Origin of the sequence: Achromobacter aegrifaciens, from assembly GCF_902859965.1 — a bacterium.
In the GTDB taxonomy this organism is placed as follows: domain Bacteria; phylum Pseudomonadota; class Gammaproteobacteria; order Burkholderiales; family Burkholderiaceae_B; genus Achromobacter; species Achromobacter aegrifaciens.
This window is the reverse complement of sequence record NZ_CADIKO010000004.1, coordinates 580,887-607,800: the sequence shown is the minus strand read 5'-3', so window position 1 is coordinate 607,800 and position 26,914 is coordinate 580,887. Positions and strand designations below refer to the sequence as shown.

Annotated in this window: 25 protein-coding genes; 13 read left to right on the top strand and 12 right to left on the bottom strand. The window is 67.4% G+C overall.

The features are described from left to right. The first annotated feature begins 221 nt into the window (after window positions 1-221). The 3 genes from HV793_RS27440 to HV793_RS27430 all read left to right on the top strand — a co-directional run bounded on the left by HV793_RS27440 (window position 222) and on the right by HV793_RS27430 (window position 2,830). A complete protein-coding gene (locus tag HV793_RS27440; RefSeq protein WP_054451215.1) occupies window positions 222-1,079 on the top strand; it encodes an ABC transporter permease in 858 nt (285 codons plus the stop codon). Beyond that, window positions 1,076-2,335, top strand: coding sequence for a quaternary amine ABC transporter ATP-binding protein (locus tag HV793_RS27435; protein ID WP_054451216.1), 1,260 nt, complete (start codon window positions 1,076-1,078; stop codon window positions 2,333-2,335). Before HV793_RS27440 ends, HV793_RS27435 begins: the two co-directional genes overlap by 4 nt. 120 nt (window positions 2,336-2,455) lie before the next feature. Further along, window positions 2,456-2,830, top strand: a complete 375-nt coding sequence (locus HV793_RS27430) for a tautomerase family protein (protein WP_175214251.1) — start codon at window positions 2,456-2,458, stop codon at window positions 2,828-2,830. Window positions 2,831-2,907: 77 nt separating this feature from the next. Here the strand turns inward: HV793_RS27430 and HV793_RS27425 are convergent, their stop codons facing one another. The 3 genes from HV793_RS27425 to HV793_RS27415 form a co-directional block, all read right to left on the bottom strand. Then, on the bottom strand, window positions 2,908-3,873 hold the full coding sequence (locus tag HV793_RS27425) for a Bug family tripartite tricarboxylate transporter substrate binding protein (protein WP_125471078.1): 966 nt from the start codon (window positions 3,871-3,873) through the stop codon (window positions 2,908-2,910). 89 nt (window positions 3,874-3,962) lie between these two features. Further along, window positions 3,963-4,439, bottom strand: a complete 477-nt coding sequence (locus HV793_RS27420; protein ID WP_054451219.1) for a MaoC family dehydratase — start codon at window positions 4,437-4,439, stop codon at window positions 3,963-3,965. Then, a complete protein-coding gene (locus tag HV793_RS27415) occupies window positions 4,436-5,683 on the bottom strand; it encodes a CaiB/BaiF CoA transferase family protein (protein ID WP_175214250.1) in 1,248 nt (415 codons plus the stop codon). The genes HV793_RS27420 and HV793_RS27415 overlap by 4 nt, the downstream gene beginning before the upstream one ends. A gap of 71 nt (window positions 5,684-5,754) precedes the next feature. Here HV793_RS27415 and HV793_RS27410 point away from each other — a divergent pair, with 71 nt between their 5' ends. Beyond that, on the top strand, window positions 5,755-6,651 hold the full coding sequence (locus HV793_RS27410; protein WP_225589079.1) for a LysR family transcriptional regulator: 897 nt from the start codon (window positions 5,755-5,757) through the stop codon (window positions 6,649-6,651). A gap of 8 nt (window positions 6,652-6,659) precedes the next feature. On the opposite strand, the gene HV793_RS27405 is transcribed toward HV793_RS27410, so the two are convergent. Together HV793_RS27405 and HV793_RS27400 are read right to left on the bottom strand one after the other, a co-directional pair. Further along, entirely contained in the window at window positions 6,660-7,652 is a 993-nt protein-coding gene (locus tag HV793_RS27405; protein WP_175214249.1) for a tripartite tricarboxylate transporter substrate binding protein, read from the bottom strand. Between the two features lie 58 nt (window positions 7,653-7,710). After that, entirely contained in the window at window positions 7,711-8,910 is a 1,200-nt protein-coding gene (locus HV793_RS27400) for a CaiB/BaiF CoA transferase family protein (RefSeq protein WP_370540118.1), read from the bottom strand. Window positions 8,911-9,070: 160 nt separating this feature from the next. On the opposite strand from HV793_RS27400, the gene HV793_RS27395 reads away from it, so the two are divergent. From HV793_RS27395 to HV793_RS27360, 8 genes are all read left to right on the top strand, one after another. Further along, complete coding sequence (locus HV793_RS27395) at window positions 9,071-10,120, top strand: AraC family transcriptional regulator (RefSeq protein WP_119451015.1); 1,050 nt, start codon at window positions 9,071-9,073, stop codon at window positions 10,118-10,120. Between the two features lie 107 nt (window positions 10,121-10,227). Next, the gene (locus tag HV793_RS27390; protein ID WP_175214248.1) at window positions 10,228-11,760 is read left to right on the top strand and encodes a class I adenylate-forming enzyme family protein; all 1,533 of its coding nucleotides are present in this window, start codon (window positions 10,228-10,230) and stop codon (window positions 11,758-11,760) included. Continuing rightward, window positions 11,757-12,941: a lipid-transfer protein gene (locus HV793_RS27385; RefSeq protein WP_054451223.1), complete on the top strand. Its 1,185-nt coding sequence runs from the start codon at window positions 11,757-11,759 to the stop codon at window positions 12,939-12,941. Before HV793_RS27390 ends, HV793_RS27385 begins: the two co-directional genes overlap by 4 nt. Window positions 12,942-12,951: 10 nt before the next feature. After that, window positions 12,952-13,395: a MaoC family dehydratase N-terminal domain-containing protein gene (locus HV793_RS27380; RefSeq protein ID WP_175214247.1), complete on the top strand. Its 444-nt coding sequence runs from the start codon at window positions 12,952-12,954 to the stop codon at window positions 13,393-13,395. Between the two features lie 9 nt (window positions 13,396-13,404). Beyond that, a complete protein-coding gene (locus HV793_RS27375) occupies window positions 13,405-13,824 on the top strand; it encodes a MaoC family dehydratase (protein WP_054451225.1) in 420 nt (139 codons plus the stop codon). Window positions 13,825-13,843: 19 nt separating this feature from the next. Beyond that, window positions 13,844-14,668, top strand: a complete 825-nt coding sequence (locus HV793_RS27370) for an SDR family NAD(P)-dependent oxidoreductase (RefSeq protein WP_175214246.1) — start codon at window positions 13,844-13,846, stop codon at window positions 14,666-14,668. Window positions 14,669-14,683: 15 nt separating this feature from the next. Then, window positions 14,684-15,838 (top strand): acyl-CoA dehydrogenase family protein, encoded by a 1,155-nt coding sequence (locus tag HV793_RS27365; protein ID WP_175182076.1) that lies wholly within the window; start codon window positions 14,684-14,686, stop codon window positions 15,836-15,838. A gap of 40 nt (window positions 15,839-15,878) precedes the next feature. Further along, on the top strand, window positions 15,879-17,540 hold the full coding sequence (locus HV793_RS27360) for a long-chain fatty acid--CoA ligase (protein WP_175214245.1): 1,662 nt from the start codon (window positions 15,879-15,881) through the stop codon (window positions 17,538-17,540). Between the two features lie 103 nt (window positions 17,541-17,643). On the opposite strand, the gene HV793_RS27355 is transcribed toward HV793_RS27360, so the two are convergent. Genes HV793_RS27355 through HV793_RS27325 form a run of 7 tightly spaced genes read right to left on the bottom strand, consistent with a single transcriptional unit; the run spans window position 17,644 to window position 25,515 of the window. After that, complete coding sequence (locus tag HV793_RS27355) at window positions 17,644-18,624, bottom strand: Bug family tripartite tricarboxylate transporter substrate binding protein (protein ID WP_175214244.1); 981 nt, start codon at window positions 18,622-18,624, stop codon at window positions 17,644-17,646. Between the two features lie 29 nt (window positions 18,625-18,653). Further along, window positions 18,654-19,871, bottom strand: coding sequence for a CaiB/BaiF CoA transferase family protein (locus tag HV793_RS27350; protein WP_244958703.1), 1,218 nt, complete (start codon window positions 19,869-19,871; stop codon window positions 18,654-18,656). Continuing rightward, the gene (locus HV793_RS27345; RefSeq protein ID WP_175161898.1) at window positions 19,868-21,019 is read right to left on the bottom strand and encodes an acyl-CoA dehydrogenase family protein; all 1,152 of its coding nucleotides are present in this window, start codon (window positions 21,017-21,019) and stop codon (window positions 19,868-19,870) included. Before HV793_RS27345 ends, HV793_RS27350 begins: the two co-directional genes overlap by 4 nt. 39 nt (window positions 21,020-21,058) lie before the next feature. Next, complete coding sequence (locus HV793_RS27340) at window positions 21,059-22,264, bottom strand: acetyl-CoA acetyltransferase (protein ID WP_175161826.1); 1,206 nt, start codon at window positions 22,262-22,264, stop codon at window positions 21,059-21,061. Next, window positions 22,245-23,717 (bottom strand): 3-oxoacyl-[acyl-carrier-protein] synthase III C-terminal domain-containing protein, encoded by a 1,473-nt coding sequence (locus tag HV793_RS27335; protein ID WP_175214243.1) that lies wholly within the window; start codon window positions 23,715-23,717, stop codon window positions 22,245-22,247. Before HV793_RS27335 ends, HV793_RS27340 begins: the two co-directional genes overlap by 20 nt. Then, the gene (locus tag HV793_RS27330; RefSeq protein WP_175214242.1) at window positions 23,714-24,589 is read right to left on the bottom strand and encodes a MaoC family dehydratase; all 876 of its coding nucleotides are present in this window, start codon (window positions 24,587-24,589) and stop codon (window positions 23,714-23,716) included. The genes HV793_RS27335 and HV793_RS27330 overlap by 4 nt, the downstream gene beginning before the upstream one ends. An 8-nt stretch (window positions 24,590-24,597) precedes the next feature. After that, window positions 24,598-25,515 (bottom strand): SDR family NAD(P)-dependent oxidoreductase, encoded by a 918-nt coding sequence (locus HV793_RS27325; protein ID WP_175214241.1) that lies wholly within the window; start codon window positions 25,513-25,515, stop codon window positions 24,598-24,600. Between the two features lie 346 nt (window positions 25,516-25,861). Here HV793_RS27325 and HV793_RS27320 point away from each other — a divergent pair, with 346 nt between their 5' ends. Beyond that, window positions 25,862-26,866 carry a LysR family transcriptional regulator gene (locus HV793_RS27320; protein WP_175161834.1) on the top strand — a complete coding sequence of 335 codons (1,005 nt, stop codon included), beginning with the start codon at window positions 25,862-25,864 and terminating at the stop codon, window positions 26,864-26,866. The last annotated feature ends 48 nt before the right edge of the window (window positions 26,867-26,914 follow it).

The window sequence follows — 26,914 nt, the reverse complement described above, 5'->3', positions numbered from 1 at the left end:
GCGGTGCGCTCCGGCCCTTCACGGGGCCGGATTTCTTGGCCAGGATGGCCGCCGGCCGGGCGCTCGCGGCCGGGCGCTCGCGCCCGGACCGAGATGCGCTGGCGCTGCCGGGATGGCCGGCCGTTTTCTAGCTGGAAGCCGCAAGCTTGCGCCGCATTGCCCGATTCCTGGGCATGCGGTCGCGGTCCGGGCGGTGAGTGCGCCAGAATGGAGTAGAACGAATGTTTCCTGAAATTATTCCCGCCCGGCAGGTCCGGGGGGCGATCGACGGCTTTGTCGATCACTTGGTCACCAACTATGCCGACACGCTGGAGACTCTGTCCCAGCCCGTGCTGCATGCCCTGGTGTGGCTGGAGCAGCTGCTGCGCAATTCGCCCTGGTGGGCGGTGGTCGCGGTGACGATCGCGATCGCCTGGGGCGTCAGCCGCCGCATCGGCCTGAGCCTGGCGATGGGCGCGCTGCTGTGCGTGATCGGCGTGCTGGGCCTGTGGGACGCCGGCATGCAGACGCTGGCGCTCATGATCATGGCGGCCGGCCTGTCGGTGATCATCGGCATCCCGCTGGGCGTGCTGATGGCGCGGGTCAACTGGCTGCGCTCCATCATGCTGCCGGTGCTGGACGTGATGCAGACCATGCCCAGCTTCGTGTACCTGATTCCCGTGGTCATGCTGTTCGGCCTGGGCAAGATCCCGGCCATCATCGCCACCGTGATCTATGCCGTGCCGCCGCTGATCCGCCTGACCGACCTGGGCATCCGCCTGGTCGATCGCGAAGTGCTGGAAGCCTCGCGCGCCTTCGGTGCCAATCCGCGCCAGCAGCTGTTCGGCGTGCAGTTGCCGCTGGCCTTGCCCAATATCATGGCCGGCATCAACCAGACCACGATGATGGCGCTGTCGATGGTGGTGATCGCCTCGATGATCGGCGCGCGCGGCCTGGGCTATGAAGTGCTGCTGGGCATCAACCGCCTGGAAGTGGGCCGCGGCCTGCTGGCGGGCTTGGGTATCGTGGTGCTGGCCGTGCTGTTCGACCGGATCACGCAATCGTATGGACAGCGCATGCGCATGGGAGGCCAGCGATGAGCAAGATCGAGGTCAAGAACATCTACAAGGTCTTCGGGCCGCACCCGAAGAAATGGCTGGAAGCCGCCCAGGGCGGCATGAGCAAGGAACAGCTGCTGGCCGAAAGCGGCCACACGCTGGGCCTGCGCGACATCAGCCTGTCGATCGAAGAAGGCAGCATCTACGTCATCATGGGCCTGTCGGGTTCCGGCAAGTCCACGCTGATCCGCCACTTCAACCGCCTGATCGAACCCAGCGCCGGCCACATCCTGGTCGACGGCGTGGACGTGGTCAGCCTGAACAAGCGCGACCTGGAAGTCTTCCGTCAAAAGAAGATGAGCATGGTGTTCCAGCGCTTTGGCCTGTTCCCGCACCGCACCGTGCTGGACAACGCCGCCTACGGCCTGACCGTGCAGGGCGTCGGCCGCGCCGAACGCGAAAAGCGCGCCCGCGAGTGGCTGGACCAGGTGGGCCTGTCGGGCTTCGAGAACCAGTACCCGCACCAATTGTCGGGCGGCATGCAGCAGCGTGTCGGCCTGGCCCGGGCGCTGGCCACCGACGCCGAAATCCTGTTGATGGACGAGGCCTTCTCGGCGCTGGATCCGCTGATCCGGCGCGAAATGCAGGACCAGTTGCTGCAGTTGCAGGCCAAGCTGAACAAGACCATCGTCTTCATCACCCATGACCTGGACGAAGCCCTGCGCCTGGGCAACCGCATCGCCATCCTCAAGGACGGCGAACTGGTGCAGGAAGGCACGCCGGAAGACATTCTGCTGAATCCGGCCAATGACTACGTGCAGTCCTTCCTGCAGGACGTGAACCGCACCAAGGTGCTCAACGCCACGCACGCCGTGAATCCGGCGCGCCTGACCCTGACCATGCGTTCGCGTCCCGCCCATGCCATGGACCGCATGCGCGCCCTGAGCTACGAGTACGCGCCGGTGCTGGACGGCAAGCGGCTGGCCGGCGTGCTGACCGCCGAGGCCGCCACGCGCGCCATCGAGGAAGGCGCGCGCGACATTTCCCGCTACGTCGAGGATCTGGCTTCCGTGCCCGCCACCGCTGGCCTGGGCGAGGTGCTGGCCCAGCTGGTGCACAGCGACCAGCCGGTCGCGGTGACCGGCGAAGACGATGAGTTCATCGGCATGCTGTCGCGCAAGAAGGTGGTGGAGCTGGTGACGCCGGCCCTGGCCGAAACCGCGCCTGCGGCGGAAGCCGCCGCTGCCGTCGACGCGCAGGAGCAGTCCGAACCCGAGCGCCGCGACCAGGCGGCCTGACAGGGAGAAACCCTAATCCAGATCGAGGCCGCGCGGCCGTCAGCGCGGTCCTGATCCGGATATGATGGTTTGCCGGCCGCCTGGGCCGGTTTCTCCTTTTTCGGAACATCGGAATCAGTCATGCCTATTTTGAATGTCCAGATCATGGAAGGCCACACGGCCGCCCAGAAGGCCGCGTTGCTGCAGGCCGCATCCAACGCCGTTGTCGAGAGCATCGCGGCGCCGCTGCCCAGCGTGCGCATCGTGCTTCAGGAAGTGCCGGCGGAGCATGTGATCGTGGGCGGCGAAATCGGCAAGGCCATGGCGCGCGTCGACGTCGCGCTGATCTCCGGCCGCGACGAAGCCAAGAAGGCCGCGCTGATCGCGGCGCTGAACCAGGCGGTGTGCGCCAGCATCGGCATCTCGGGCCAGGACGTGCGCGTGCTGCTGCGCGACGTGCCAAATACCGACATGGGCGCGGCCAACGGCATCACGGCCAAGGCCAACGGCCGCTGAGCTTTGCCGTCCGCCTGGCAGCTCAGACAGAAGCGCCCGCGATTCGCGGGCGTTTTTGCATCTGCCTTCAGCAACCGTCAGTCCAGCTTCACGTTGGCGGCCTTCACCACCTCTCCCCACCGCGCGATTTCGCTCTTGATGTAGGCGGCATATTCCTGCGGCGTGGATCCCAGCGCCTGCGCGCCTTGCGCCTTGAGCTGCCTGGTCATTTCAGGCGATTGCAGCGCGCGCCGGATTTCAGCGTTCAGCTTGTCGATGACCGGCGCGGGCGTGCCCGCCGGCACCACCACGCCTTGCCAGGCGCCCATCTCGAATCCGGGCGCCACCGTTTCCGCCACCGTCGGCACGTCGGGCAATTGCTCGCTGCGCGCGCCGCTGGTCACGGCCAGCGCGCGCAGCTTGCCTTCGCGGATGAAGCCCAGCGAATCGTTCAGCGTATTGGTCATGAGCTGCACCTGCCCGCCGACCAGATCCGTCATGGCCGGGGCGCTGCCGCGATAGGGGACGTGCACCGCGTCGATTTCGAGCGAGCGCAACAGCAACAAGGCGCCCAGGTGCGTGACGTTGCCGGCGCCGGCCGACCCATACGACAGCTTGCCGGGATGCTCGCGCGCATACTGCACGAACGTCCGGGTGTCCGGCGCCGGCACGGACGGATGCACCAGCAGCACCAGCGGGATCACCGCCGTGGACGACACCGGCGCGAAGTCCTTGACCGGATCGAAGGCCAGCGACCGGTACAGATTGGGGCTGAGCGCGATGGAGGAGGTGTTGTACAGCACGGTGTAGCCATCGGGCTTGGCGGCAGCCGCGTACTGCATGCCGATGTTGCCGTTGGCGCCGCCCTTGTTCTCGACCACGACGGTCTGGCCCAGCTGGTCAGTCAGCTGCTTGGCCAGCACCCGGGCGACCAGGTCGGTCGGCCCGCCAGGCGGGAAGGGCACCACCATGGTGATGGGGCGTTCGGGCCACGCTGCGTGGGCGCTGGCGGCGGCGCCCAGCGCGAGAATGGCGAGGCTGCCTGCCAGCAGTGCTTTCTTCATTGCTTGTCTCCTTGTGCTGTTCTTGTGACGCGGATCGCGTCCCGGCGCCAGCGCCCTCTACGGGGGGCGCTTGATCGCCTGATGATGGTTCAGGGCCTGCCGGCCAGCATGCGGGTGGCCGTGTATGCCATTACCGGCTTGCCGTGCTGGTTGCGTACTTCGATGACCGAGGCGACCACCGCCCGGTTGTGCTGCGAGGTGGGACGTATGCTCGTGACTTCGATCTCCGCCCAGATGGTGTCGCCCGCGACCACGGGCGCCAGCATTTTCTTGTGGACTTCCAATAGCGCCAGCCCGGTGCCTTGCACCATGCCCTGCATGATCAGCCCCTCGATCAGGCCGTAGGTCAGGCCGCCGGGGGCGGGGCGTCCCTGGATCGCGCCGTGGGCATACGTGGCGTCGATGAAGATCGTCTCCAGCATGCCGGTCACGCTGATGAAGTTGACGATGTCGGTCTCGGTCACCGTGCGGCGGAAGGTCTGAAAGCGCTGGCCCACGGCCAGGTCCTGCCAGTAATAGCCCTGGCCAAGCTGCTTGATATCGTCGGCGTTGCGGTCTGCGGTCATGCGGAGTCCTTGCGGTTGTTCGGGGTTGAGGGATGCGCGTCGCGGGCTGCGCCCGATTCCAGAAGCCCGGCGATCTGGGCTTCATCCAAGCCGGCCTGGCGCAGCACGTCCAGCGTGTGTTCGCCCAGGCGCGGCGGCATCGCGGGCGGCACATGGGAATGCTGCAGACGCACCGGGTTGCGGGGAAAGCGGTAGCGGCTGCCGGAGGCGCTGTCGAGCGGCGCGAAGAAGTCCACGCTTTGCAGGTGCGGGTCGGCCTCCAGGTCCTGCAGGCGGTTGATGGGCGCGGCGGGAATTTCCAGGCGCGCGCACAGCGCCAGCCAGTAGGCGGTATCGCGCCCGGCCACGATGCCGGCCTGCAGTTCATAGAGCGTTTCGATGTGCCGCGTGCGCGACGCGATGTCGGTAAAGCGCGCGTCTTGCGCCAGATCGTGGCGGTCCGCGGCGATGAAGAAGTCGTGCCAATGGGCGTCGGTGTAGGGCATCAGGCAGACATGGCCGTCGGCGGTCTTGCAGGGCTTGCGCCAGGGCGTGAGCACGCGCGGATAACCGGCCTCGCCGGGCTCGTCGACCAGGTGCCTGCCGTAGTAGTGCTCGACCAGCGCGTAGGACGCCATGCTTTCGAACATGGGCACTTCCAGCTGCTGGCCCGCGCCGGTGCGCTCGCGCTGGAACAGCGCGGCCAGGATGGCGTGCGCCGCGATCAGTCCGCAAGTCTTGTCGGCGGCCACGGTGGGCAGGTAGCGCGGTGCGCCGGTCTGGCGGTCCACCAGGTCGGCCAGGCCCGACAGCCCCTGGATGATGTCGTCATAGGCGGGCTGGCCGTCGTAGGCGCCGCCCGCGCCGAAGCCGTACAGGCCGGCGTAGACCAGGCGCGGGTTGCGCGCGCATAGCGTGTCCGGATCCAGTCCCAGCGCGGCCATCTTGGCGGGGCGCATGCTGTGCATCAGCACGTCGGCCTGGTCCGCCATCGTCAACAGCGCCTGGCGCGCCGCGGCCTGCTTCAGGTCCAGCACGATGCTGCGCTTGTTGCGGTTCAGGCCCAGGAAGATGGCGGCCAGCCCGGATTCCTGGGCGGGGCCGGTATGCCGCGTCGAATCGCCCGCAGGCGATTCCACCTTGATCACATCGGCGCCGTAGTCGGCGAGTATCTGCGAGGCGTAGGGGCCGAACACCACGGACGTCAGGTCCAGGATGCGCACGCCGCCCAATGCGCTGGCTTGGGATAGGGGAGTGTCTGTCATGGCGGAAATCCTATCGGCCGTCGGCATACGCGTCTAATATGGCGTAGGTATTGGGCGATATGGAATTTGTTATGGCTATCGATTTGCGGCAGCTCCGGCAGTTCGTCACCATCGCGGAGTTGGGCAGCTATCGGCGGGCCGCGGACACGCTGCACATTGCGCAACCGGCGCTGTCGGTCTCGATCCAGAAACTGGAACACGCGGTGGGCGCGCCGCTGCTGGTGCGCGGCCCCAAGGGCGTGACGCCGACGCCGGCGGGACAGGCATTGATGGCGGACGCGCGCCGTGCGCTGTTCCACGCCGACCAGGCGCGCCAGGCGGCCCGCCGCGTTGCGTTGGGCGAGTGGGGCACGCTGCGGCTGGGGTTTGTGGGTTCTGCCACCTACATGCTGCTGCCGCGCTGCCTGCCGGCCTTCCGGGCGCAGTATCCGGACGTGCAGCTGGACCTGCGCGAGGACAGCACGGTCGGCCTGGTCGCAATGCTGCGCGCCAACGATATCGATGCGGGCCTGGTGCGCGGTCCGCTGGCGGAAGACGCAGCGCTGGATTCCTGGGTGGTGGAGCGCGACGATCTCATCCTGGCCGTGCCGGCAGGGCATCCGTTGGCCGCGGGCGGGCCGGTCAGCCTGGAGCGTGCCCGCGCCGAGAACTTCGTGCTGTATTCGCCCCTGAAGGTGCCGGGTTTGCACGGCGTGGCGCAGGCGCTATGCCTGAAGGCGGGATTCTCGCCGCGCATCAGCCAGGAGGCGATACAGGTGCAGACGCTGATCAGTCTGGTCGCCAGCGGCATGGGCCTGGCGCTGGTGCCGGGCGTGACGCGCGCGTATTCCACCCCGCACGTGGCCTTCGTGCCGCTTAACGACGCCGACGCGCACGATGCGCTGTCCCTGTCGCTGGTGACACATCGCGACACGTCCTGCGCATCGGTGCTGCGCCTGCGCGACTGCATGCTGAACCCTGCGGGCTGAGGTCGCGGCTACGTCTTCAGGCCCAGTTCGGCCACGAATCTCTTTTCTTCCGCGACCTGCCGGACCGCGAAGTCGGTGTAGGCGGCGCTGTCCATCAGCATGTGCGGCTGGTCGGCGGTTTCCAGCGCGCGGTTGTATTCCGGATCGCGGGACGCGCGGTGGAATGCCTGCTGCAAAATGCGCGTGACCTCGGGATCCATGCCCTTCGGTCCGGCGATGCCGACTGGATTGGCCGCGACGATGGGATAGCCCAGTTCCGTCAGCGTGGGCACGTCGGGCACGCGTTTGGCGCGGGTTTCACCCAACACCGCGAGCAAGCGCGCCTTGCCGGTGTCTATCATCGGCCCCCAGCCCGCATCCGAGATCATCTGGATATGGCCGCCCAGCAGCGCGGTGGTCTCTTCGGCCGCGCCCTTGTAGGGGATGAAATTGAAGCGCGTGTTCGTCAGCCGCGACAGGCGCTCGATCGCGATGCGCCCCGAGCCGCCGGTGCCGGTGCCGCCGTAGCTGATCTTGTCGGGATGGGCGCGCGCGTCGGCGATCATCTCGTCCAGCGTGTGCCAGGGCGCGTCCTCGCGCACCACGATGGCGTACGAGTAGGCGGTCATGCAGGCGACGTAGGTGAAGTCCTTGAGCGGGTCGTAGTTGACCTGCTGCAGAAAGGGGTAGCGGAACAGCGTGCCTACCACCACCGACACGGTATAGCCGTCGGGTGCGGCGGTCTGCGCCATGGCCGCCGGGCCCAGCGTGCCGCCTGCGCCTGGCCGGTTGGCAATCACGACCGTCTGGCCCAGTTCGCGCGAGGCAGCGATCGCCAGCGCGCGCATCTGGGTGTCCGTCGCGCCGCCCGCCGGAAACGGCACGATGAGCGTGACGGGGCGGGCCGGAAAGCCCGAGGCGCTGGCCTGACGCGGCAAGGCCAGCGTGGCGGGCAAGGCCGCACCCAGCTTGAGCAGCCTGCGGCGCAGGGGCGAGGGAAGGCTGCGATGTGGATCTTTCATGATTGTCTCCGTCCTGGTTATGGTCGCTTGGGTGGCGGGCGGGGCTGGCCGTATGTGCCTACAGCGCAATGCCGCGCCCGATCAGGCTGGCGACGTCCGGCTCGCTGTAGCCGGCCTCGCGCAGGATCTGATCGGTGTGTTCGCCCGGCAGCGGAGCCTGGCGATGTATGGCGAACTGGAAGCCCGACATCTTCACCGGGCTGGCCACATGGGTGTTACGGCCATAGACCGGATGCTCGGTCTGCAGCGGCATGCCGCGGGCGACGAACTGCGGATGCGTCAGGCCCTCCGCCAGCTTGAGCACGGGCGACACGCAGCAGTCGGCGCCTTCAAACAGTTCCAGCCAATGCGCCAGCGGCCGGGATCCGAAGATCTGCTGCAATTCGCGGCGCACGCGCGCCTGCTGCGCCGCGTCGCCGTCGCGATGCAGCGGCGCCAGGTCGGGGCGATCCAGCCGCCGGCACAGCGTTTGCCAGAATTTCAGCTCCAGCGCGGCGACCGCCAGATAGCGCCCGTCCGCGGCGCGGTACTGGCCATAGCAGGCCAGCCCGCCGGACAGGGTATCCGCGCCCGCCGGCCGCGTGTCGCCGCGGGCATTGAGCGTGGCCAGCGGCACGACGGCGCCGGCCAGCAGGCCGTCGGCAATGGCGATATCGATGTACCGTCCGCGCCCGCTGCGCTGGGCGTCGTACAGCGCGGCCAGGATGCCCATTACCGCCGTAAGCGAACCTCCAAGTATGTCGGCCACGGGCAGGTTCGACAGCGCCGGCAGATCGGGCCCGCAGCCCATCTGGTCGGCGACCCCGGCGCAGGCCGCATAGTTCAGGTCGTGGCCGGCGGCGTCGCGCTGCGGACCGTCCTGTCCGTAGCCCGTGATGCTGCAGTAGACCAGCCGGGGATTGTGGCGCGCCAGGGTGGCGTAGTCGGCCTGCAGCCGCGCGGCCACGCCTGGACGGAAACTCTCGATCACCACGTCCGCGCCGCGCGCCAGCGCGGCCAGCGCCGCCTGTCCCTCGGGATGCTTGAGATCCAGCCGCAACCCGCGCTTGTTGCGGTTGCAGATGGCGCGCAGGGGCGGCGGCGCATAATCGCCCGCCTGCGTATCCTCGATCTTGATGACGTCGGCACCCAGGTCGGCCAGGTATTGCGCGCCCAACGGGCCGGGCAGCAGCCGCGACAGATCCAGGATCCTGACGCCCGCGAGCGGGGCGGTGTTCGGTGTATCCAAAGAGGGACTCCCGTAAATACGAAGTGGCATGCCCATTCGGGGTTCGGGCCAGTCTAGGCGCGGCTTTCCGGCTGACCAATGGCGGATTCGCTGATTGCGCTTGGCGAGAATGCTCACGCCGGCCATTCCTGTGCGCGCAGGCTTTGGCTACCATCGATCCATCGGCGTACGCCGGCCGCTGGATATCCTCATGACCCATCACACCATCGCCGTGGGACATATCGCCCAGATCCTGCAAGGCGCGCGCAGCCGAGGCGTGGACGTGGACCGGGTCCTGACACGCGCCGGCGTGCCGCCGTCCCTGCTGCAGGCGCCGATGGCGCGGGTATCGCAGGCGCAGCTCGCACAGATCATGCGGACGCTGCGCCGAGCCACCCGGGACGACTTCCTGGGCATGGGCCAGCATCCGGTTCCCATGGGGGCGTTCGACCATGCCTGCCGGCTCGCGCTGCGGGAAGACACGGTGGGGCAGGCGCTGCGCGTGGCGTTCCGCTACTACCACGGCGTGCTGCGGGATTTCACCGCCCGCTTGTGCGTGAGTGGCGAGCGGGCGCGCATCGTGCTCGACTCGCGCGCGCCCAGCAGCTGTGCGCGCTGGTATGGCGAACGCTCCTTTCTATTCTTCACGCTTGGCGTGGCCAACTGGCTGGCGGCGCGGCGCATCCCCATCCTGGGCGTGGACTACAGCAGCGGCGCACGCAGCGCCGATGCGCACAGGCTGTTCTACGCGCCGGTGCGCTATGGCCAGCCGGTGACGGGCCTGTGGCTGGAGTCGCGCTGGCTGGCCTTGCCGGTGGTGCAGAACGAACAGACGCTCAAGCCGTTTCTGGCCAATGCGCCGTTCGACCTGTTGGTGAAGTACCAGGACCGCACCACCCTGACCGATCGCATCCGCCGCCTGTTGCGCAACGATCTGTCCAGGGAGTTGCCGTCGCTGATCCAGGTCAGCGCGCAACTGGCGATGACGCCGCAGACGCTGCGGCGGCACTTGCGTGAAGAGGGGCAGGGCTTCCAGGCCCTGAAGGATGACTTGCGGCGCGATGCCGCAGTCGAATATCTGGGCCGCCACGATCTATCCCTGATGGATATCGCCGAGCGTCTGGGCTTTTCCGAACCCAGCACCTTCCACCGCGCCTTCAAGAAATGGACCGGCGTGTCGCCGGGAGAATACCGCCGCAACCGCCTGGTCTGCGGCCCCGAAGGCCGGCAAGCCGCTGACACTTTTCGCCTATCGGTTTGACGCCTGCGGCCATTGCCGCGATCCGGCTCCAAGGAGGAAGCTAGGGGCTCGAGGACGAACGCACGCTGTTCCGCGCAAGGAGCACGGCGCCGCAGGAGACGAGCACCATGTATCTGACACAAGGCCTGCATCGTGCAGGCCGGCTGCACCCCGGCAAGATCGCGCTGTGCGAAGACGCACGGCGCTGGACCTACGCGACGCTGATCGATTGGACCGCGCGCAAGGCCGCCGTGCTGCGCGGCCATGGCGTGCTGCCGGGCGATCGCGTAGCGTTCTGGGGCGCCAACGGCGCGGACTATGTGTCGTGGATCCTGGCGTGCTGGTGGCTGGGGGCGGCCGTGCTGCCTTTGAACACGCGCTGGAGCTGCCCAGAGCTTGCGCAGGCACTGGCCGACTGCAGTCCGCGCCTGCTGTTGGTGGACGAGACCATGGCCCCGCGCATGGCCGATGTGGACGTTCCTGCCAGCACGCAGCCGCTGTCCGCCGACGTGCTGGAAGCGCACGCCGCCGCGGCCGCGCCGCTGGACGATGTCCGTGCGGGTGGCGATGCGCTGGCCGCGATCCTCTTTACCGGCGGCACGACCGGCGCGCCCAAGGGCGCCGTGCTGACGCACGCGAACCTCTGGAGCGCTGCGGTGGCCAGGATGGCTACGGTCCCCACGCCGCCCGACAGCCGCACCCTGCTGGTCGCGCCGCTATTCCATGTTGCCGGATTGGGTCGATTGATCGGACAGTTTGTCGCGGGCGCATCGGTGGCGGTCCAGCGCGGCTTCCAGCCCCGCGCGGTGTTGCAGGCCCTGCAGGACGACGGCGTAACCGAAGTGCTGCTGGTGCCCAGCATGATCCAGATGCTGCTGGACGAACCCGGATTCGCGCAGTACCGGCTGGACGGCGTGCGGCGCGTGATCTGGGGCGCCTCGCCGATTTCCCGGGCGTTGCTTGACCGGGCGCTGGCGGCCTTTCCGCAAGCAGAGTTCGTGCATGCCTACGGCATGACCGAAACCGCCGCCACCGTCGCTATCAATGCAGACGTGCGCCAGGGCGGCGCGCGCACCGAATCGGCGGGACGGCCTGCGGTAGGCGTGGAGACGCGCATTCTCGCGCCCGATGGCAGCGAGGCGGCGCCCGGCGCCGTTGGCGAGCTGTCGGTGCGCGGGCCCATGGTGATGCAGGGTTACTGGAACCGGCCTGAAGAAACGCGTCGCGCGTTCGACGGGGACTGGTTGCTGACGGGCGACGCAGCCCGCCAGGACGAGGATGGATACCTGTACATCGTCGACCGCCTCAAGGACATGATCGTCAGTGGCGGCGAAAACGTTTACGGCGCTGAAGTGGAAGGCGTGCTGGCCCGCCACGCGCTGGTGGCGCGCTGCGCGGTCATCGGCGTGGCGCACGCGCGCTGGGGCGAGGCTGTGCACGCGGTAATCGTGCCGCATCCAGGCATGGCCGCCGACGCCGACGCCCTGGACAGGCATTGCCGCCTGCAGCTTGCCGCCTACAAATGTCCCAAGACCTACGAGTTCCTCAGCGAATTGCCCATGTCGGCCGCCGGCAAGGTGCTGAAGTCCGTGCTGAGACAAGACCATGAATCCAGGCGCGCGGCCGTCGCTGCGCCCGCTCATCAGGAGAGTCAGACATGAATCGGAAAGTATGGGTGGCAGGGGTCGGCATGATTCCTTTCAGCAAGCCCGGCGCCAGCGAGGCATATACCGTGATGGGCGCGAGCGCCGTGCGCCAGGCCCTGCGGGACGCGGGGCTGCAATACGACGCGGTCCAGCAGGCCTACGCCGGCTATGTCTACGGCGATTCGACCGCCGGCCAGGCGGTGGTCTACGGCGTGGGGCTGAGCGGTATTCCGGTGTTCAACGTCAACAACAATTGCGCAAGCGGTTCGTCGGCCCTGTTCCTGGCGCGGCAGGCGGTGGAAAGCGGGGCGGTGGAGTGCGCCCTGGCGGTGGGCTTCGAACAGATGGTGCCTGGCGCGCTGAAAGGCGTGTACGAGGACCGCCCGTCGCCACTGCAGGACTTCGTCCTGGCGATGAGCGAAATGCAGGGTTATGACACGGCCAAGCCGCGCGCCGCCCAGTTCTTCGGCGGCGCGGGCCGCGACTACATGAAGGAGCACGGCATCGGCGCCGACGTCTTCGCCCGCATCGCGGTCAAGGCGCGCCAGCATGCCGCGCGCAATCCTTACGCCGTGTTCCGCCAGCCGGTCACGCTGGACGAGGTGCTGTCCGCGCCCATGATCTTCGATCCGCTGACGCGCCTGCAATGCTGCCCGCCGACCTGCGGCGCGGCGGCCGCCATCCTGTGTTCGGACGAGTTCGCGCGCCGCCACGGCCTGGCGCCCGCCGTCAGCATTGCCGCGCAGGCCATGACGACGGACACGCCGTCCACCTTCGGCGCCGGCGACATGCGCAAAGTGGTGGGCTTTGACATGACGCGGGCCGCAGCCGACCAAGTTTATGAGGCCGCCGGTATCGGCCCTGACGACGTGGACGTGGTCGAGCTGCACGACTGCTTCACCGCCAACGAGCTGATCACCTACGAAGGCCTGCGCCTGACGCCCGAGGGCAGCGCCGAGAAGTTCATCCTGGAAGGCGACAACACCTACGGCGGCAAGGTCGTGACCAATCCATCCGGCGGCTTGCTGTCCAAGGGCCATCCGCTGGGCGCAACCGGCTTGGCGCAGTGCACCGAGCTGGTGTGGCAACTGCGAGGCCAGGCGGACTTGCGCCAGGTCGAAGGCGCCAGGCTGGCGCTGCAGCACAACCTGGGACTGGGCGGCGCCTGCGTGGTGACGCTGTACCAGGCGGCCTGAGGAGAACGCAATGCTCGATACCAGCCATATCGGCGCCGCCTTGCCGGCGTTCAACGCGACCGTGGAGGCAGGCCGCCTGCGCTTCTTTGCGAAGGCCACCGGCCAGGACGACCCGGTCTACACCGACGAAGCCGCCGCGCGAGCGGCCGGCTACCGGGGACTGCCGGTGCCGCCGACCTTCTTCTTCTGCCTGGAAATGGACAGCCCCCGGCCCGCAGCCATGCGTGAATTGCTGGGCATAGACATAGCGCGGGTGCTGCACGGCGAACAGGGATTCGTCTACCACGCCATGGCGCATGCCGGCGACGAATTGCGCTTTGAACCGCGCATCGCCGACATCTACGCCAAGAAGGGCGGCGCGCTGGAGTTCGTCGTGCGCGAAACCCGGGTGACCGACGCCGAGGGGCGCCTGGTCGCCGAACTGCGCGCGACGACCGTCGTGCGCAACGCCTAGGAGACAGGAATGACTGCGGCCATGAATCATGACGCCAGGGCCGGCGACGAGCTGCCCGGTTTTACCGCGGGGCCGATCAGCCGATTGGGGCTGGCGCTGTATTGCGGCGCCTCGGGCGACCACAACCCGATACACGTGGACCTGGATTTCGCGCGAGCCGCCGGCATGGACGACGTCTTCGCCCACGGCATGTTGTCGGCTGCCTATCTGGCCCGGCTGCTGACGAACTGGGCGCCGCAATCGGCGTTGCGCGAGTACGCCGTGCGCTTCGTGGCGATCACGCACGTGGGCGACGAGGTCCGCTGTTCCGGCAGCGTGGTGGAACGCTTTGAAGCGCAGGGAGAAACCCGCTTGCGGGTGGAGCTGCATGCGCGCAGCCAGACCGGCGAACTGCGCCTGAGCGGCGTGGCAGTGCTGGCAATTCAGTAGCCCAGGAAAGGAGAGAACGATGGGTACATTGGAAGGCAAGGTCGCGCTGGTTTCGGGCGCGGGACGCGGCATCGGGCAGGAGATTGCGCTGAAGCTGGCGCGCGAAGGCGCCAACGTGGTGGTGAACGATCTGGACGCGGTGCCTGCGGAAGAAACCGTGGCGCTGATCCGCAAGGCGGGCGGCCAGGCGCAGGCCTGCGCGGGCAGCGTGATCGAAGCGGGCTTTGCCGAACGTTTCGTCGGCGCCGCCGTGGACACCTATGGCGGCCTGGACATCATCGTCAACAATGCCGGCTACACCTGGGACAACGTGATCCAGAAGATGACGGACGAACAATGGGACGCGATCCTGGCGGTGCACCTGTCCGCGCCGTTCCGCATCCTGCGGGCGGCCTCCAGCTTCATCCGGGTCGCGGCCAAGGCCGAAGCGGAACAGGGCAGGGAAGTGTTCCGCAAGGTCGTGAACATCTCGTCGACTTCCGGAGTCATGGGCAATGCCGGCCAGGCCAACTACTCGGCCGCCAAGGCCGGCATCAACGGGCTGACGCGCGCATTGGCCAAGGAATGGGGTCGCTACAAGGTAAACGTCAATAGCGTGGCCTTCGGGCTGATCAAGACGCGCCTGACCGAAGCGCCGGCCGACGGTGATGCCACGCTGGATATCGAAGGCCGGCAGATCAAGGTGGGCGTCAATCCGCAAGTGCTGAAGAACGCCGAAAGCCTGATCCCCATCGGCCGCGCCGGCACGCCGGCGGAAGCCGCAGGTGCGGTGTACCTTTTCTGCCTGCCCGAGTCCAACTACGTCAGCGGCCAGGTCCTGGTCGTCGGCGGCGGCCGTCCTTGAAAGGGGGGAAGCGCTATGGACACGCCACGGCAAGGCTGGATGGATGCGGACCTGACGCTGTTCCAGGATTCGACGCGCCGCCTCTTCGAAAAGGAGTTCGTGCCCGACGAAGAGCGCTGGCGCAAGCAGCAGCACGCGGACCGCGAGGTCTGGAACAAGGCGGGCCGGTTGGGCCTGCTGTGCGTGAGCATGCCCGAGGCCTATGGCGGGGGCGGAGGCAACTTCGCGCACGAGGCCATCGTGGCGGCGGAGCAGGCGCGCGCCATGGTGCACGGCTTCAGCAACAACGTGCACAGCGCCATCCTGGCGCATTACATACTGAACTACGGCACGGAAGAGCAGAAGCGGCGGTGGCTGCCACGCATGGCCACGGGCGAACTGGTGGGCGCCATCGCCATGAGTGAGCCGGGAGCCGGGTCCGACCTGAAGAGCGTGCGCACCACCGCCGTCAAGCAGGGCGAGCAGTATGTCCTCAATGGCTCCAAGACCTTCATCACCAACGGCTTGCACGCGGACCTGGTCTGCGTGGTCGCCAAGACCGATCCCCAGGCGGGGGCCAGGGGCGTGTCGCTGATCATGGTGGAAACGCAGGACCTGCCGGGCTTCAGGCGCGGGCGGTTGCTGGAGAAGCTGGGTCAGAAAAGCCTGGACACGGCGGAGCTGTTCTTCGATGGCGCGCGCGTGGGCGAGGACTGCCTGCTGGGTGGCGTCGAGGGCCGCGGCTTCGCCCAGCTCATGCAGCAGCTGCCGCGCGAACGGCTGCTGATCGCGGTGGGCGCCGTGGCCACCATGCGTCGCGCCATCGAGGAAACCCTGGCCTACGCGAGCACCCGGCAGGTCTTCGGCCAGGCGCTCATCGAACTCCAGAACACGCGCTTCAAGCTGGCCGAGTGCGAGACAGTCGCCACCATTGCGGCGCGTTTCGTCGACGATTGCATCGAGCGCCAGCTGGCGGGCACGCTGGACCTGTCCACGGCGGCCATGGCCAAGTGGTGGACCACGCAGATGAACTGCCAGGTGATCGACGAATGCCTGCAATTGCACGGCGGCTACGGCTACATGCTTGAATACCCGATAGCCAGGCTGTACGCGGATGCGCGGGTCGGCAAGATCTACGGCGGCTCCAACGAGATCATGAAGGAAATCATCGCGCGCGCCATGACCGCCTGAGGCGCATGGCGGACAGTCAGAACAACGATGAGGAGACAAGATGCACCAAGCGCATTATCGGTACTGGCCCAAGGGGCTGCCGAAGGAGATCAGCCCGCCGCAGTCCAGCCTGTACTTCAACCTGGAGGCGTCCGCCACGCGCTATCCGGGCAAGGCCGCCATCGTGTTCTACGACACAGTGCTGGACTACGCGCGGCTCAAGCGCGAGGTCGACGCCCTGGCCGGCTACCTGCAGCACAGCGCGGGCGTGAAGGCAGGCGACCGCGTCCTGTTGCTGAGCCAGAACTGTCCGCAGTTTGTCATCGCGTACTACGCGATCCTGCGCGCCGAGGCGGTGGTGGTGCCGGTCAATGCCATGAGCACGCCGGACGAATTGGCGCATTACCTGGCGGACAGCGGTGCCCGCGTGGCCTTCGCGGCCCAGGAACTGTGCGCGCGGCTAGACGGCTTCGCCGCTGACGGACGCCTGGAGCGTGTCATCGTCCACACCTATTCGGATTATTTGCAGGGACCGGCTCCTGATGCGCCCGAATGGGTCGCCGCGCCCAGGCGCGCACCCGATGTGCGGGGCGGCGTGCCCTGGTACGGCGCGCTGGCGGTCAACGTACAGCCGTTGCCGCACCGGGCCGGGGCGAAGGACCTCTGCCTGCTGCCTTATACCTCGGGCACCACTGGCCGGCCCAAGGGCTGCCGCCATACCCACGGCACCATGAATGCATCCCTGGCCGGTTCGCAGCTATGGCGCGGCCTCACCTCCGAAGCGGTCATCATGGGCGTGGCGCCGATGTTCCATCTGCTGGGCATGCAGAGCTGCATGAATACGCCCATCCTGCTGGGCGCCACGGTGGTGGTATTGCCGCGCTGGGACCGCGAAGTGGCCGGGAGGCTGATGGCGCGTCATCGCGTCAGCGTCTGGGCCGCGCCGCCCGCGATGGTCGTGGATTTCTTCGCGCAACCCGGCATCGAAAAGCTGGACCTGTCCAGCCTGGCGCAGCTATGCGGCGGCGGAGCCCCCATGCCCGAGGCGGTCGCTGCCATGTTGGCCAGCCGCTACGGCATCACCTACAACGAGGCCTATGGGCTGACGGAAACCGCTTCGTTCCTGCACTGCAATCCGCTGGACCGCAACAAGCGCCAATGCATAGGCGTCCCCACCTTCGGCGTGGACACGCGGATCGTGGATCCGGCCACGCTGGTTGAACTGTCCCAGGGTGACACCGGCGAACTCGTCACGCGCGGCGCGCAGGTCATGCTGGGGTACTGGAACAATCCGCAGGCCGATGAGGAAGCCTTTTTCATGCTGGACGGGCAGCGCTATTTCCGCACCGGCGATTTGGGCCGCGTGGACGAAGACGGCTATTTCTACGTGACCGATCGCCTGAAGCGCATGATCAACGCATCCGGCTACAAGGTCTGGCCGGCGGAGGTCGAGAACGCGCTGTACGAGCATCCGGCAGTCCACGAGGCCTGCGTGATCGGAGTGCCGGATGCCTGCCGCGGCGAAACGGTGAAGGCTCTGCTGGTGTTGCGCGACGAGGCGCGCGGCAGCGTGCGCGAAGAAGAGGTGATTGCCTGGGCGCGGACGCGCATGGCTGCCTACAAGGCGCCGCGCATCGTGGAGTTCGTGGAGGTTTTGCCTAAGTCCAGCACGGGCAAGATCCTGTGGCGGCAGCTGCAGGAGGAGGGCAAGACGGCGGCCTAGCTCGGCGTGTCCGGCAGCTCAGGGGCCGGCGGGCCGCTCCTGGCCATTCTCGGCCCGCACCCCTGGCGCAAGCGGCTGATGCAAGAAGGGGCGGTTGGCTAGCCTATCTCAGGGTGATCCCCGTCTGTTGCACGACCCGCGTCCAATATTGGCGATCGTCGTCTATCCTTGCGGCGAGATCCCTTGACGTGCCGCCTTCAGCGATCAGTCCCAGTTGCGCATAGCGCTCGCGCACGTCGCTCGTTGAAAGCACGGTTGCCACATCTGTCGTGATGCGGTCGGCCACGGCCTGAGGGGTGCCGGGCGGCGCGTATAGCCCAACCCAGGTATCCCGGTTCAGGCCGGCGATGCCCAACTGGTCGAAGCTGGGCACGCCGGGCAGCAGGGGCGAGCCCGCCGGCGTGGTGACGGCCAGCACGCGGGTCTTGCCCGTCTGGGCCGCCTTGGTGGCGCCGGATGCGCTCAGGAAGGCGCTGCCTACGTGTCCCCCTAGCAGGCCGCTCAGATTGGGGCCTTCTCCCGCAAAGGGTATGTGGGTGATGTCGATGTCCATTTCGCGCTTGAGCAGTTCGCCGAAGAAATGCGTGCTCGTGCCTTCGCCGCTGGAGCCGAAGCTCACGGCACCGGGCTTGGTGCGAGCCAGCTCGACATACTGTGCGAGGCTATCCGCCGGAACCGCTTGCCGGTTGACCAGTAGCGCGACCGGTGTGGTGAAAAGGGTGGACACGGGCACCAGGTCCGCTGCCGCCGGCGCAGCGCCATCCTGGCCGCGGCTTAGCTGTTCGTTAAGGGTCGAATTGGTCGCCGCGACCAGGGTGTTGCCGGGCGGACTCTTGGCCGCCAGGGCCAGGCCGATGCGGCCGGAGGCGCCGGGGCGGTTCTCGACGATCACGGCCTGATTCCACAGGACGCTCAAGCGCTCGGCCAGGATGCGGGCGGCGCCATCGACGGCGCCGCCCGCGGGGTAGGGCACGATCAACCGCACCGGCTGGTCTGGGTAGGGGTCGGCGGCGCAGGCGGGCTCGGGGTTGAGCGCCGCGATCGCGACGGCCATGAACGCGATCAAGCGGATGGCATGGTGCATTGCTGGTCTCCCTTGTGCATATCGAGCGCTCAGATCACGCCGGCCGCGCGCAGCCGGGCGATGCTGTCTGGCGGCAATCCCAGCAGCTCGCCATAGACCGTTTCATTGTCTTGCCCCAGTTCGGCGCCAGCATGGCTGGGCTCCGTCGGATCGCGGGCGAAGCGCGGCACGACGTTGGGCATCTGCAGCATGCCGAAGTCGCGGTCCGGGACGTCAACGATGGAACGCCGCGCCACCACGTGGGGATCCTTGATCACCTGTTCGATGGTGTAGATCGGCGCCAGCGTGCCGTTGGCCTGTTCGAAGGCCGCGAGCACCTGGTCCAGATCGTGTCCGGCGCACCAATCGATGAAGACGCGGTTCAACTCCTGTTCATGCAGGACCCGGCTGGCGTTGTTGGCGTAGCGGGGATCCAGCGTCAGGTCCGGCCGGCCGATGGCCTGGCAGTTGTTGGCGAACATGGAGTCGATCGAGCCGGCCATGGATACCCAATGGTTGTCTCGCGTCCGGTAAACCGCGGAAGGTGCGGAGTAGGGGCTGCGGTTGCCGTTCCGGGCGGGCACGGTACCAAGCTGCTGGTAGACCCCGGGCATGAAGTCCAGCAGCCGGGTGATGCACTCCGTCAGCGCAAGGTCGATCTCTTCGCCGGGCCGGGCAGGGTCGCGGGCGCGGGGCCATAGAGCCGTGAGGATGCCGATGGCGCCGAACAGTCCACCGATCGAGTCGCCGAGCGGCACGCCGGCGTGCATGGGCTCGTCCTCGGCATGCCCGGTGACGGTGGTCAGCCCGCCCATGGCCTCGAAGATCCGTGCGAAACCGGGCCGCTCCGAGTAAGGGCCGGACTGGCCGAAGCCCGTGACCCGCAGGATCACCAGGTTGGGCTTCAGCGACCACAGCACTTCCTTGGTCAGGCCCCAGCGGTCGAGCGTGCCGGGCCGGAAGTTCTCGATCAGCACGTCGAACTGCGGCACAAGCTGCTTGAAAATGTCGGCGCCTTCCGGCGTGCGCAAGTCCAGCGTGGCAAAGCGCTTGCCGCGCTGGGCGGTCTTCCACCATATGCTTCTGCCATCCTTGAACGGCGGAAAGGCGCGCATGCCGTCGCCCTTGCGCGGCAGTTCCAGCTTGAGCACGTCGGCGCCGTAGTCGGCGAGCAGCGTGGCGGCGAAGGGGCCAGCGAGGACGGTGGCGATGTCCAGCACCTTCAGCCCGGCCAGGGGGCCTGTCTTGGCGTCGCGTCCTGTCATCATCGCGGCGCCAGTTGGCGGGCGATGATCTCCTTCATCACCTCATTGGCCCCGCCATAGATTTTCTGGCCGCGAGAATCCACGTACATGCGCGCGATGGGGTATTCACGCATGAATCCATAGCCGCCGAAGAGCTGCAGGCAGCGGTCGACCGTCTCGCACTCCTTCTGCGTGCCCCACCATTTCGCCATGGCGGCGGTAGCGGCGTCCAGTCTCCCTTGTTGCTGCCAGGCGATGCACTGATCGATGAATACCCGCGCCAGCGCGGCCTCCGTCTTCATCTCGGCGAACTCGAAACGGGTGTTTTGCAGCTTGAACAGGGGCTGGCCGAAGGCCTGGCGCTGATGCACGTGTTCCAGCGTCAGGCGCAAGGCCCGTTCGATGCTGGCGACGGCGCGTATGCCGATCAGCAGGCGCTCATAGGGCAGCTGCGCCATCATCTGGGCGAATCCCTGGCCTTCCCCGGCGCCCAGCAGGTTGGCGGCGGGAACCCTGGCCTCATCGAAGAAGAGTTCCACGGTATCCTGCGCCTTGAGTCCGATCTTGTCCAACGGCTCACCGCGGCGAAACCCCGCCAGCCCGCCGGTTTCCACCATCAGCAGCGACACGCCCTTGGCGCCCAGGGTGGCGTCGGTCTTTACGGCCAGCATCACCAGGTCCGCATGATGGCCGTTGGTGTTGAAGGTCTTGGAGCCATTGACCACATAGCTGTCGCCATCGCGCCGCGCGCGGGTCTTGATGCCTTGCAGGTCGGAGCCGGCGCCGGGTTCGGTCATGCCGATGGACGCGACGATGTCGCCGCTGGCCATGCCCGGCAGCCAGCGCCGCTTCTGCTCCTCGTTGCCGTAGTGGTGCAGGTAGTGGCCGACGATGTAGTGCGGGCCGAAACCAGGGCCGAAGCCGCATTCCGCGCTGACTTCGACCAGCGCCGCCAGATGGGCGTAATCGCCGTCGCCACCGCCATGCTCCGAAGGAAGATCAGCCAGCAGGAAGCCCATCGCGCCGAGCTGATTCCAGACCTCGCGATCGACGTAGCCCTGCGCCTCCCAGGCCGGCAGGCGCGGTAGCAGTTCGGCGCTCCAGTAGCGGCGGGCAGTTTGCTGGAACTGTTCGATCTCTGGCGTGCGCCAGGGGGATTGGTATTCGTCCATCAACACGTTGTTTCTCCTTTCTTGTCCGATGTGCGCCGGTCAGGCGCCGTACTTGCCCAGCACGGAGACGCTGCACACGTTCTGCCAGGGAAAGCCGCCCAGGTTGTGGATCACACCCAGGGCGGGATCGTCGGCGCGCTGGCGGGCGCCGGCGCGGCCCAGCATCTGCAGATACATCTCGTAGGCCATGCGCAGTCCGGTCGCGCCGATGGGATGGCCAAAGCACTTGAGGCCGCCGTCGATCTGGCAGGGAATCGTGCCGTCCGCGTCATAGAATCCGTCCAGCACGTCATGGGCGCCGCGCCCTTCAGCCGAGATGTGCATGTCCTCCATCGTCACCAGTTCAGTGATGGAAAAGCAGTCGTGCACCTCCAGCAGGTCGATCTGCTGGCGCGGCCGTCCTATGCCGGCCTCTTCATAGGCGCGGGCCGACGCGACCCGGGTGGTCTGGAAGTAGCTGCCGTCCCAGCTGTCGTGCCCGGCTTCGCTGCCGCTGGATACCGCCAGCTGGAGCGCCTTGATTGCCACCAGGTCGCGCTTGCCCAGGCCGCGCGCGATGTCAGGCGTGGTCAATATCGCGCAAGCAGCGCCGTCCGAAACGCCGCAGCAGTCGTACAGGCCCAGCGGCTCGGCGATCATCGGCGCGTTGATCGCGTCCTCCATGCTGATCGGATTGCGGAGATGGGCCTTGGGATTGCGGCCGGCGTTGGCGTGGCTTTTCACCGAGATATGGGCGATGGCGCGCTTCAGGTCGCGCGCATCGACGCCATGCTTGGCGCGGTAGGCGCTGGCCAACTGCGCGAACGAGCCGGGCGCGCTGATGTTGGGCCACACGATGTCGTTGAGCGGACCGCGCGGACGTTGGGGCAGGCCGCCGTAGCCGGTGTCCTTAAGCTTCTCCACACCGAAGGCCAGCGCAAAGTCGCAGGCGCCGGAGGCCACCGCATAGGCGGCGCCGCGCAGCGCTTCCGACCCGGACGCGCAGAAATTCTCCACTCGCGAGACGGGGATGTTGGGCAATCTCAGGGCAACGCCCAGCGGTACGCCGCCGCTGCCCAGGTGCTGCGTTTCGATGCCGGTGCCCAGCCATGCCGCCTGGATCTGTTCCTTGCCGATCCCGGCATCCAGCAGGCATTCGCCGAAGGCCTCCACCGCGAGGTTCTCAGCGCTGCGATCCCAGCGCTCGCCAAAGTGCGAGCAGCCCATCCCCAGGATCACCACCTTGTCACGAATTCCCGTTGCCATGCCTGTTCTCCTTAGGGTTGGCGACGGTCGCCTTCCAGAAATAGCGGGTGTAGCCGCGCGCGGCGTCGTACGCCTTGATCCGAAAGCTCATGCGCAGCGCAACGCCGACAGCGAGCTCGTCTTCGTCCATGTCGGCGTAGTCCATCATCAGGCGGCCTCCGCCTTCGAACTGAACCATGCCGTAGCAGGCAGGCGGATCGGGGGTATAGGCCAGGCGGTCCGCCGTGTAGCTCATGATCCTGGCCGGGGTGTCGGCGAACGGCAGGTCCTCTTGCGTGCCGCTGGCGCCGCAGGCGGGATTGACGCAGATGTCGGCGCGCGGCCACTGGGCCGTGCCGCAAGCGCGGCAACGCCCGCCGACGAAGCCGTGCACCGCCTTGCGGTTGCGGTATTCGACGGAGAGCGGCGTAAGCTTGTCGTTGTCGGCGCGCATGCCGCGTTCCAGCGCAAGCTGGTCGTTGAAAACCAGGAACTTCATGTAGTTGTCCTCGGCCTTGCCGCGCGCCAGCCAGCCTTGCGCGCCCAGCCGGCCAGGCAGGGCGGCCAGGGCCGGGGTGGTGCGCAAGACCAGCACGTCCACTCCCTGGCCGAATGCGACCAACACCAGCACTTGCCCCGGGGCGGCCGCACCCAGAGCATGTGCCAGCATCAGCAGCGGATGGGCGCAGCCAGCGTTGCCCACCGTGGCCGCCAGCGTGTCATGCGCGCGGTCGGGCGGGATGCCGGCGAGCTTGGCGATCCGCTGCGCCGCGCCCTTTTGCGGCAGCGCCACGCACAGGGTATCCACCTGGCCAGGGTCCAGCCGGGCCTGGCGCAGCGCCGCCGAGATGGCCTGCGGAATCTGCGCGCTGTGTCCTTCCTCGCGTATCCAGCGCTCTTCCCAATAGGTGTCGGTGGCCGCGCCGACGCCGCGATAGTGGTCGGCCATGTCGATGCTGCGGCTTTCCAGCGCCAGGGGTTCGGCGATGGCCTCGCCATCGCCCACCAGCACCGCGCCCGCGGCATCGCCGTACAGCAGCTCCTGCGCGCTGGCCACTTTGGCCTTGCGGCGGTCGCTCGCCACGACCAGCGCGCTGCGTCCAGCGCCCCCGCGCAGCGCCTGCATCAAGGCGGAGGTTGCACCGCGCTGCGAGGACGCGACGTCGATGGCGCCGATGTCCTCGGCCAGATTCAAGGCCTGCGCCACGATGCTGGCGTTCAACCGGCTGGCGTAGGGCAACGAGGTCGAGGCCAGCAGCAGGTCGTTCACGGCGGGGCTATCGAACCCCTGCAGGCAGTCGCGCGCGGCTTCCACTGCCATGGTGATGGCATCCTCGTCGTAACCGCACATGGAACGCTCGCCGGCGCGATGTGCCGCCAGCGAGGTGTCGTACCAGGAATGGCTGCGCACGATCGCCTCGCGCTGCAGGCGCAGGCGCGGAATGTAGGCGCCGAAGGAAAGTATGCCTCTCATGCGCCTGCTCCGTGCGCCGCGTCGATGATGGCCAGACCGTTGTTCAGCACCACTTTCTGGCGTTCCAGCGCCGTGGCGCGGAAGCGGACTTCGCCGCTGGCGCCCCAGGCTTCGACGCGGATGGTCTCGCCGGGATAGACCGGCGCGCTGAAGCGCACGTCGATGCGCTTGAGTCTGGCCGGCTCGTAGTCGCACAGCATGCGCAGCAGCCCGTGGCAGGCGATGCCGTAGGAGCAGAGGCCATGCAGGATGGGCCGCTCGAAACCGCCCGCGCGCGCGACCTCGGGGTCCGCATGCAGCGGATTCAGGTCGCCGGACAGGCGGTAGAGCAGGGCCTGGGATGTTAGCGTGGGCAGGTCGCAGACGTGTTCGGGCGTGCTTTCCGGCAGCTTGGCGGGCGCCGGTGACGGGCCGCTGGCGCCGCCGAAGCCGCCGTTGCCGCGCGCCATCACTGCCTGTTCCACGGTGGCAAGCAGGGCGCCGTCGCGCGTTTCCAGCGTGCGTTCCACGAAGAAAAGCGCACCGACGTCCGGCCCCTTGTCGAGGATGTCCTTGATCCGCGTACGTCCGATGACGGTGCCGGCTGGCGCCAGCGGACGATGCAGCTGCACCGACTGGCTGGCGTGCAGTACTCGGCGCCAGTCTATGCCGGTGTCGGGTTCCTGCATCCAGAAGCCGGGGTAGCCTAGCACCGCGGCCTGGGTCGGCACCGCCAATTGCCGCTCTTCGTAGACGAAGGGCAGTTCGCGCGCATCCAGCGGGTCGCGGCCCAAGCCCAGTCCCAGCGCGTACAGGATGGAGTCCTTGGCGGTGTAGGTCTGCTCCACCGGTTCGAAGTGGCGCCGCATCAGTTTGTCGGGGTCGAGTCTCATGGCGGGCCTCATACCGGAGTCCAGGCGAAAGCCTCGCGCGCGCTTTCCAGCGGCACCAGACTGGGCTGCATCGCAGGGATTGCATGCTCGGCGATGGCTTCGACGGTCCAGCCTTCCGAGCGATGCACGCTGCGTACCGGCCGCGGCTGGCTGAACAGCATGATTTCGTTCTTGCGCACGCCGAAGATCTGCCCGCTCACGCCGGCGGCCAGGTCTGACAGCAGGTACACGACCATGGGGGCGATCTTGTCGGCGGTCATCTGCTTGAAGCGTTCCAACCGGCGCTTCTGCTCCTCGGTTTCGTCGGGCAGGGTGCCGATGAGGCGGCTCCAGGCCCAAGGCGACACGCAGTTCGAGCGTACGTTGCAACGTTCCATTTCCAGCGCGATGGAGCGCGATATCCCGACGATGCCCAGCTTGGCCGCCGAATAATTGGCCTGGCCGATGTTGCCCACCAGGCCGGCTGCCGAGGTCATGTGCACGTAGGCGCCGGACTGCTGCTCGCGGAACATCGCGGCGGCGGCGCGGCTGACGTTGTAGGTGCCTTGCAGATGCACGTCGATGACCTGCTGCCAGTCCACGTTGCTCATCTTGTGGAACATCCGGTCGCGCAGGATGCCGGCGTTATTGACCACGCCGTCCAGCCGTCCGAAGTTATCGACGGCGGTCTGTACCATGCGCGCCGCCGCATCCGGGTCGGAGACGCTGTCGCCGTTGGCGACGGCGCGCCCGCCTGCCTGGCGGATTTCCGCGACCACCTCGGATGCCGGGTCCAGCGTGCCTGCGCCTTCGCCGTTCGGACTGCCGCCCAGATCGTTGACCACCACGGCTGCGCCCTCGCGCGCCGCCAGCAGGGCGATTTCGCGGCCGACGCCGCGGCCGGCGCCGGTGACCAGAACGACTTTCCCTTCAAGTACTCCAGCCATTTCATCTCCTTGGCAGGTTGATCCGTACACCCGGAATCGGGATGGGCCAACTGTAGGCATGGAGGGCGAGCGGGGTAAGCACGCGCAGCGGATGGCAGGTATGCAGGATCGGCAACGCTCAGGTCGATTCGCGGTGATTCGGTCCGTGCTGCGTGGCAGCAAGAACGCTCCCGGAGCTGCTGCGGGTTGATCCCGATCCGGCATGGATGAAGCAGCCGGTCGGCGCGCGCTTGCCGCAACGCAGCACCTTTGACGCGGCGCCGCGCCAGGCCGCATGGGCGCGATACGCCCTGATATGATCAAAAAAAACCAATGCAGGCTGTCCCATCCCGGCAGGAGACAGAAAGTGAAACTGGTGGCCCGCGCAGCCGATGAGCTGAAGATCGAGAACGTGTCCGCTTTCGTCGCGACTGCGGAGTCAGGCAGTTTTTCGCAGGCGGCGGTGCTGCGGGGATGCTCGCAGTCCATGCTGAGCCGGCGGGTATTGGAACTGGAAGAACAGTTGGGCGGCCGCCTGTTCAACCGCACTGGCCGCGGCGTGCTGCTGACCGAGTTGGGCGTGGCGCTGCTGCCCGTGGCGCAGGGACTGCTGGATGGCGCCACCGGCTTCCTGGAGCTGGCTTCCTCCACCAATGAGCAGCCGTCCGGCACGGTGGAGATCGCCTTGCCGCGCTGGGCCGCCGAAGGCCCGGTGTCGATGCTGGTGAATCGCATAACGTCCCAGTTTCCCAGGATCCATCTGGTCATACACGAAAGCTACAGCCGCGACGTGATGGACAGGCTGGCGGCGGGCAAGCTCGATATCGGCGTCTTCAACAGCTGCCAGCCCGAGCCGCCCGCCCAGGCACAGCGCCTGTTTTCGTCCGACCTGGTGCTGCTGGGCCGGCGCGATTCGCCGCTGTTGCGCGACCCCACCGTGCCGCTGGCCGCATTGAACGGCTTGTCCATCGTGATGCCGCCTTCGCCCAACCCCGTGGAGGCCGTGGTGCGTGAACGCACCCGCGACATGCAGCTGGAGTTGCGCGCGGAACTGGAGATCAACTCCGGCGCGATGATCCGCGAGGTGGTGCGCCGCTGCGGCCGCCATGCCATTACCCAGGTGCATCGCATCGAGGACTACCTGGACGAAGGCGACCTGGCGATTTCCCGCATCGTCGAACCGGCGCTCACCTTGCACACCTTCTGCGCCACCGGCGCCAAGCACCGCATCAACCGCGCCAGCCTTGCGGTAGAGCGCTGCCTGGTCGCGGTGCTGGGAGAGCACTTCGTCCGATTGCAGCAGGCCGCGCAGATGCGCGAGGCGCGCTGGGCCAAGGCCTGGCAGACAGCTGTTCAGACCGTGCATAGCTGATCGTCGGTTCCCGCATGGCACGCCGGAGTTCTTGTCGCTATCGTGACA